At 72.1% G+C, this 7209-nt stretch carries 4 protein-coding genes; 1 reads left to right on the top strand and 3 read right to left on the bottom strand.

What is annotated here, in order from left to right; translation table 11 throughout:
• The first annotated feature begins 414 nt into the window (after positions 1-414).
• Positions 415-1587: a trypsin-like serine peptidase gene (locus ACZ61E_RS20695; protein WP_469701295.1), complete on the top strand. Its 1173-nt coding sequence runs from the start codon at positions 415-417 to the stop codon at positions 1585-1587.
• Between the two features lie 87 nt (positions 1588-1674).
• On the opposite strand, the gene hflX is transcribed toward ACZ61E_RS20695, so the two are convergent.
• The 3 genes from hflX to ACZ61E_RS20680 all read right to left on the bottom strand — a co-directional run bounded on the left by hflX (position 1675) and on the right by ACZ61E_RS20680 (position 7147).
• The gene (hflX, locus tag ACZ61E_RS20690; protein ID WP_469701294.1) at positions 1675-3171 is read right to left on the bottom strand and encodes a GTPase HflX; all 1497 of its coding nucleotides are present in this window, start codon (positions 3169-3171) and stop codon (positions 1675-1677) included.
• A gap of 255 nt (positions 3172-3426) precedes the next feature.
• Positions 3427-4872 (bottom strand): M1 family metallopeptidase, encoded by a 1446-nt coding sequence (locus ACZ61E_RS20685; RefSeq protein WP_469701293.1) that lies wholly within the window; start codon positions 4870-4872, stop codon positions 3427-3429.
• Positions 4873-4999: 127 nt separating this feature from the next.
• A complete protein-coding gene (locus ACZ61E_RS20680) occupies positions 5000-7147 on the bottom strand; it encodes a RelA/SpoT family protein (RefSeq protein WP_469701292.1) in 2148 nt (715 codons plus the stop codon).
• Between the last annotated feature and the right edge of the window lie 62 nt (positions 7148-7209).

Genomic DNA, 7209 nt, shown 5'->3' with positions numbered 1-7209 from the left:
GAAAAAGAACCCCCCCACCACCCCAAAACCCCCCCCCACCCCCCCCAACCCCCCCCCCCCCCCGCCCCCCCCCCCCTCCCCCCCGCCCCCCCCCCCCCCCCCCCCGGACCTGGGTCCTGTCGTCGAACTGGCGTCGTCCGCCCGCGGGGCGGGGCTCACGGCGTCCGGTGGCGTGCCAACACAAGGCGGCGGACCGCCCTCGTACCGGACGTACCCGGGCGACTTCCGACAACGCGGCGAGGGCGGGTGCCGGGCGCCGTGAGCCAGACGCCATTCGAAGGCAGGGCCTGGGGGCCGGGCGCGGACACGGGCGGCATAGGGTGAGGCCACCGCGAGGTGGTCCGCCTGAGGACCACCTTTCTGCGTGACACGCTCATGGCAAGAACTCAAGTGCATTCAGGGGGAACGTTTTCCATGCGATCGATACGTCCACTGCTGACCGCCACCGGCCTTGCCGCGGCCCTCGCGCTGACGGCGACGGCCTGCGGCGGTGGGGGCGAGGAAACGGCGGCGGACAAGCCCGCCGCCTCGACTCCCGCCGGCGACGAGGGAGGCAGGGAGATACCCGCGGATCTGGCCGACCGGCTCAAGGAGCACGGAGTCGACCCGGAGAAGTGGAAGGACGGTGAGTGGAAGAACTGGGAGAAGGACACCTGGCTGCGCAGCGCCAAGGACTTCGTCAACCCGGTCATCGAGGACCTGTGGAAGCCCGAGCGGATGAAGACGGCCAAGTCGCCGACGAAGACGCTCGCCGCCGGTGACATCTCCGGCGACCAGGACGTCACCGACCCCGAGCCGCGGCCGGTCCGGGCCGAGCCGGAGAAGACGCCGTACACCGACCACGCGGCGCCGGTCGGCAAGGTCTTCTTCGACTCCCCCGAGGGCTCGATGGTCTGCTCGGCCACCGTGATCAAGGACCCGAAGAACCCCGGCAAGTCCAACCTCGTGTGGACCGCGGGCCACTGCGTGCACGCGGGCGCCGGCGGCGGCTGGTACCGGAACATCATGTTCGCCCCCGCCTACAACAACACGGGCAAGTCCTCAGCCGATCTTCAGAACGCGCAGCCGCACGAGATCGCCCCGTACGGGCAGTACTGGGCCGACTGGGTCGCCACCTCCAACGAGTGGATCAGCGACGGCGGCCCGACCGGCGGCGACGGAGCCGCGTACGACTACGCGGTCATGCACGTCACCCCGGAGAACGGCGGCAAGTCGCTGGAGGAGACGGTCGGCGCGGCCCTCGACGTCGACTTCGACGCGCCCGAGGCGAGCGGTATCGGCAGCCTCGGCGCCTGGGGTTACCCCGCGGCCCCGCCGTACGACGGGCTGATCATGCACAAGTGCGTCGACACCGCCGGCCGGCTGTCGATCGCCACCGGTACGCCCACGATGTGGCGCATCGGCTGCTCCATGACCGGTGGCTCCTCCGGCGGCGGCTGGTTCGCGGCGGGACCCGACGGCAAGTCGGTGCTGGTCTCCAACACCTCGATCGGCCCGGTCACTTCGGGCTGGCTGGCCGGTCCCCGGCTCGGCGAGGGTGCCGAACAGCTCTACACGATGATGAGCGACAAGTTCGCGGGGCAGTAGACGCCCCGGAACCGGTACAGCGGGAAGGCCCGCCCCCTCGCGTGGAGGGGGCGGGCCTTCCGCCGTGAACGGATCGCCGCGCGGTGCTCAGCCGGCCGCGGGCACGGGCATGTACGCGGAGAGCGCCGACGCCAGCTCCTCGTGGACCTGTGCCTTCAGCAGGGTGCCTTCCGGGGTGTGCTCCTCGGAAAGCACCTCGCCTTCGGCGTGCACCCGCGAGACCAGGCCGCCGTCCGTGTACGGCACCAGCGCCTCGACCGTGATCGCGGGCCTGGGCAGCTCGGTGTCGATGAGTGCGAGCAGCTCCGCCATCCCGGCACCGGTCCGGGCGGAGACGGCGATCGCGTGCCGCTCCATCCGCAGCAGCCGCTGGAGGACCTCCGGGTCCGCCGCGTCGGCCTTGTTGATCACCACGATCTCGCGGACGTCCACCGCGCCCACGTCGCGGATCACCTCGCGCACGGCGGCGAGCTGCTCCTCGGGCGCGGGATGCGAACCGTCGACCACGTGCAGGATCAGATCGGAGTCCCCGACCTCCTCCATCGTCGACCGGAACGCCTCCACGAGGTGGTGCGGCAGATGCCGTACGAACCCGACGGTGTCGGCCAGCGTGTAGATCCTGCCGCTCGGTGTCTCGGCCCGGCGCACGGTCGGGTCCAGGGTGGCGAACAGCGCGTTCTCCACCAGGACGCCCGCGCCGGTGAGGCGGTTGAGCAGCGAGGACTTGCCCGCGTTCGTGTATCCGGCGATCGCGACCGACGGCACCCGGTGGCGACGGCGCTCCTGCCGCTTGATCTCGCGGCCGGTCTTCATCTCCGCGATCTCCCGGCGCATCTTCGCCATCTTCTCGCGGATCCGGCGCCGGTCCGTCTCGATCTTCGTCTCACCGGGACCACGGGTGGCCATGCCGCCACCGCCGCCGCCACCCATCTGCCGGGACAGCGACTGGCCCCAGCCGCGCAGCCTCGGCAGCATGTACTGCATCTGGGCCAGCGCGACCTGCGCCTTGCCCTCCCGCGACTTGGCGTGCTGGGCGAAGATGTCCAGGATCAGGGCCGTACGGTCCACGACCTTGACCTTGACGACGTCCTCGAGATGAATGAGCTGGCCGGGGCTGAGCTCACCGTCGCAGACGACGGTGTCCGCCCCGGTCTCCAGCACCAGGTCGTACAGCTCACGCGCCTTGCCCGAGCCGATGTAGGTGGCCGGGTCGGGCTTGTCACGGCGCTGGATGACTCCGTCGAGCACGAGCGCGCCGGCCGTCTCGGCCAGCGCCGCCAGCTCCGCGAGCGAGTTCTCGGCCTCCCGCACCGTCCCGGAGACCCAGACGCCGACCAGCACCACGCGCTCCAGGCGCAGCTGCCGGTACTCGACCTCGGTGACGTCCTCGAGCTCGGTGGAAAGGCCCGCCACGCGCCGCAGCGCCGCGCGGTCGGAACGGTCGAACTGGTCGCCGTCCCGGTTTCCGTCGATCTCCTGGCTCCAGGCGACGTCCTCTTCCATCAGGGCATCGGCCCGAAGGCTTTCCGTACGGGGGTCCGCGGAGATCTGCTCGTCCTGGGAAGGGGAAGAAGAGGAGGTCATTGGATCCTTACGTCGAAGAGAAGTTCGGGTGTGGACAGACTGCCCACCCACATCGGTCACAACGCGTGACGACCCGGATTGATTCCCGGCGTCCCGGCCGGGCGCTCCCGTCCCGGAGTACCGGTCCCGGCGGCGCCGCCGACCCCTTGATGGTGGCACGTCACGGCCGGGAGCGTCATATGGGTTTCGTGCCCCGTTTCCCGGCCGTCCCGGCGGCCGTGGCGTCGGCCCTCCCCGCGCGCCGTCCACCGGCCCCTACTTCACCGCCGCGCTCTTCCAGTCCGGGTGCCCCGGCATGGGCGGTGTCTTCCGCCCGTACAGCCACGCCTCGAAGAACGCCGACAGGTCACGCCCCGCGATGTCCGACGCCAGCCGGGTGAAGTCCGCCGTGCTCGCGGTCCCGTCCCGGTGTTCGCGCACCCAGTCCCGCTCCAGCCGCCGGAACTCCCCGGCGCCGATCTCCTGGCGCAGCGCGTAGAGCACCAGCGCGCTGCCGTCGTACACCACCGGCCGGAACAGGCTGATCTGCTCGCCGGGCGACGGCGGCTCCGGTGCCGCGGGTGGTCCGCCCGCCGCGCGCCAGCCGTCGGACAGCCGGTAGGCCTCGCGCATCCGCTCCTCCAGCGGCTTGTCCGCGTACTCCTGCGCGTACAGCGCCTCGTACCAGCTCGCGTGGCCCTCGTTGAGCCACAGGTCGGACCAGGTGCGCGGCGAGACGCTGTCGCCGAACCACTGGTGCGCCAGCTCGTGGACCATGACCGACTCGACGTACCACTCGGGGTACTCGGGACGGGTGAACAGCGAGCGCTCGAAGAGCGACAGCGTCTGCGTCTCCAGCTCGAACCCGGTCTCCGCGCCGGCGACGAGGACCCCGTACGTCTCGAAGGGGTACCGCCCGACCTGCCGCTCCATCCACTCGATCTGCGCCGGTGTCTTCGCCAGCCACGGTTCCAGCCTCTCGCGGTCGGCGGCCGGGACCACGTCGCGCAGGGGCAGCCCGTGCGGGCCCTGCCGGTGGACCACGGCCGACTCGCCGATCGACACCTGGGCCAGCTCGGTGGCCATGGGGTGACGGGTGCGGTACGTCCAGGTGGTGGTCGCGCCGTTACGGTTCCTCGCCACCGGCAGGCCGTTGGCCACGGCGGTCAGCCCGGCGGGCGCGGTCACCCGGAAGGTGAACGCCGCCTTGTCGGCGGGGTGGTCGTTGCCCGGGAAGACACGGTGCGCGGCGTCGGCCTGATTGGCCATCGCGAGGCCGTCCTTCGTCCGCACCCAGCCGCCTTTGCCGCCGGTGGGGTCGCTGGTGTGGCTGACGGTGACGCGTACGGGTGCGCCGGCCTCCACGGCCTCACGCGGCGTGACCACGAGGTCCTCACCGGCGGTCGCGAAGTCGGCGCGCGCGCCGTCGACCTCGACGGACCTGACCTTGCCGTGGGTGAAGTCGAGGTTGACGCGTTCCAGGCGCTGGGTCGCGCGGGCGTCGATCCTGGTGACCGCGTCGAGCGGCTCGGAGTTGTCACCCCGGTAGGTGAGGGCGATGTCGTAGGCGAGCACGTCGTATCCGGGGTTGCCCAGATGCGGGAAGAGCGGGTCGCCGATACCGAGCGCCACCGGGGCGGGAGCGGGGAGCGTCGCGGCGACGAGGGTGGCCGACGCGGTGGCCAGCAGGGCGGCGCGCAGCCGGGGGGAGGTGAGCAGCATGGACCACCGCTACCAGCGCGCGGCGTACGTACGGCGGTGGCGCGCTCAGGCCCACCCGAAAGAGGTGTGGGGCGCGACGGGGCGGGAGCGCGGCGTACCGGGCGGTGGGGCGGGCGGTGGGCACCGCTCAGGGAGCGGGCTCGTGCTGCGCGCGCCGTACGTCGAACACTCCGGGCACGTCGCGCATGGCGCGCATCAGGCCGGGAAGCCCCGCCGCGTCGGGCAGTTGGAGCGTGTACGTGTGCCGTACCCGCTGCTCGCTCGGCGGCTCCACGTTGGCCGACACGATCGCCGCGCCCGCCGTGGCGATGACTTCGGTGAGGTCGGCGAGCAGCCGCGGGCGGCCGAACGACTCCGCGTACAGCGTGACCCGGCACTCCGGCTCGTCACCCCAGCTCACGGCGACCGGCGGGCGGTCGAGCGCGGTCATCCTGCCGACGGCGGGACACTCCGTGCGGTGCACGGTGACGGCGCCGCCCCGGACCGTGAATCCGGTGACGTCGTCGGGCGGTACGGGGGTGCAGCAGCCGGCCAGCCGTACCGTCGCCTCGGGTACGTCCACGACCACATTGGCCACACCGCGCCGCCCCGCCGTGACGGCGCCGGGCGTACGGGGCGGCGCCGCGGGCACCTTCAGGCTCTCCGGATTCGCGGCGAGCCAGCCGGCGATCGCGATCCGCGCGGCGGGCGTACGGGCGTGGTCCAGCCACTCGGGCGACGGGCCGGGGGCGCCGTCCTGGGGCCGGTCGTGCGCCTGGGCACCCGGTCCGTGGGCGTCCCGGCCGTTCCGGGGCTCCTGGGCGGGGCTGTGAGCCAGCAGCAGCTGCACCGTGTCGCCGTCCACCAGGACCGTACTGAGCGTCGCCAGACGGCCGTTGACGCGCGCGCCGATGCAGCCGTGCGCGCCGTCGCCGTGCTGCGCGTACGCCGCGTCCACACAGGTCGCGCCGGCGGGCAGGCCCAGCATGCCCCCGTCGGCGAGGAAGACGCTGATCTCGCGGTCCTGGGCGAGGTCGGCGCGCAGCGTCGTCCAGAACGTGTCCGGGTCGGTGGCCGACTCCTGCCACTCCAGGAGGCGGGAGAGCCAGCCGGGCCTGGTCGGGTCGGCGCGTTCGCCTTCGGCCGGCTCCGCCCCGTCCACGGGCGCGTACGGATTGCCCAGCGCGACCACTCCGGCCTCGGCGACCTTGTGCATCTGGTGGGTACGGATGAGGACTTCGACGACGGCCCCGCCGGGGCCCGCGACCGCCGTGTGCAGCGACTGGTACAGGTTGTACTTGGGGGCGGCGATAAAGTCCTTGAACTCGGAGACCACCGGCGTGAAGCAGGTGTGCAGTTCCCCCAGCACGGCGTAGCAGTCGGCGTCCTCCCCGACGAGGACCAGGAGGCGGCCGAAGTCCGTGCCGCGCATCTCGCCGCGTTTCAGCCGGGCGCGGTGGACGGAGAGGAAGTGCCGCGGCCTGATGACGACTTCGCCCGTGATGCCGGCCTCACGGAGCGTGCGCCGCACGTCCTCGGCGACCAGGTCCAGGCTCGGGGGGGGGGGGGGGGGGGGCGCGATGACGGTGCGGGTGCGCTCGTACTCCGCCGGCTGGAGGATCGCGAAGACCAGGTCCTCCAGCTCGGTCTTGAGCGCCTGCACGCCGAGCCGTTCGGCCAGCGGGATGAGCACGTCGTGGGTGACCTTGGCGATGCGTTCCTGCTTCTCCTGGCGCATCACACCGAGGGTGCGCATGTTGTGCAGCCGGTCGGCCAGCTTGATCGACATCACCCGGACGTCGTTGCCGGTGGCGACGAGCATCTTGCGGAAGGTCTCGGGCTCGGCGGCGGCTCCGTAGTCGACCTTCTCCAGCTTCGTGACCCCGTCGACCAGGTAGCAGACCTCGTCGCCGAACTCCGCGCGCACCTGATCGAGCGTCACATCCGTGTCCTCGACGGTGTCGTGGAGGAGCGAGGCGGTCAACGTCGTGGTCTCGGCGCCGAGTTCGGCGAGGATCAGCGTCACCGCGAGCGGATGCGTGATGTACGGCTCGCCGCTCTTGCGGAACTGTCCGCGGTGCGACATCTCGGCGAGTACGTACGCCTTGCCCAGTACGAGCAGATCGGCGTCGGGGTGGTGCGCGCGATGGGCGTCGGCCACATGGCCGATGGCGTCCGGCAGCCGGTCCCTGGCAGCCGGCCCCAGCAAGGCGGCTCTGCCGAGCCGTCGGAGGTCGAAACTGGTACGGCCGCGCCTGCGGCTCCGGGCACCAGGGCTGGTCGCCTCTGCGCTCATGGGGCACCTCCGGCAGCATCGACCGGCGGTGGGAAGGACAGGAACGCGCTCCCGGCCGGTGC

The organism is Streptomyces sp. NPDC104581, from assembly GCF_055583685.1.
The sequence above is the reverse complement of the archived record's forward strand: the minus strand, read 5'-3'. Positions and strand labels throughout refer to the sequence as shown.

What these genes read in the sequence shown, in the direction of transcription:
- ACZ61E_RS20685 (WP_469701293.1), bottom strand. Translation starts at nt 4,872, where the DNA reads ATGCTGCTCACCTCCCCCCGGCTGCGCGCCGCCCTGCTGGCCACCGCG.
- hflX (WP_469701294.1), bottom strand. Translation starts at nt 3,171, where the DNA reads ATGACCTCCTCTTCTTCCCCTTCCCAGGACGAGCAGATCTCCGCGGAC.
- ACZ61E_RS20680 (WP_469701292.1), bottom strand. Translation starts at nt 7,147, where the DNA reads ATGAGCGCAGAGGCGACCAGCCCTGGTGCCCGGAGCCGCAGGCGCGGC.
- ACZ61E_RS20695 (WP_469701295.1), top strand. Translation starts at nt 415, where the DNA reads ATGCGATCGATACGTCCACTGCTGACCGCCACCGGCCTTGCCGCGGCC.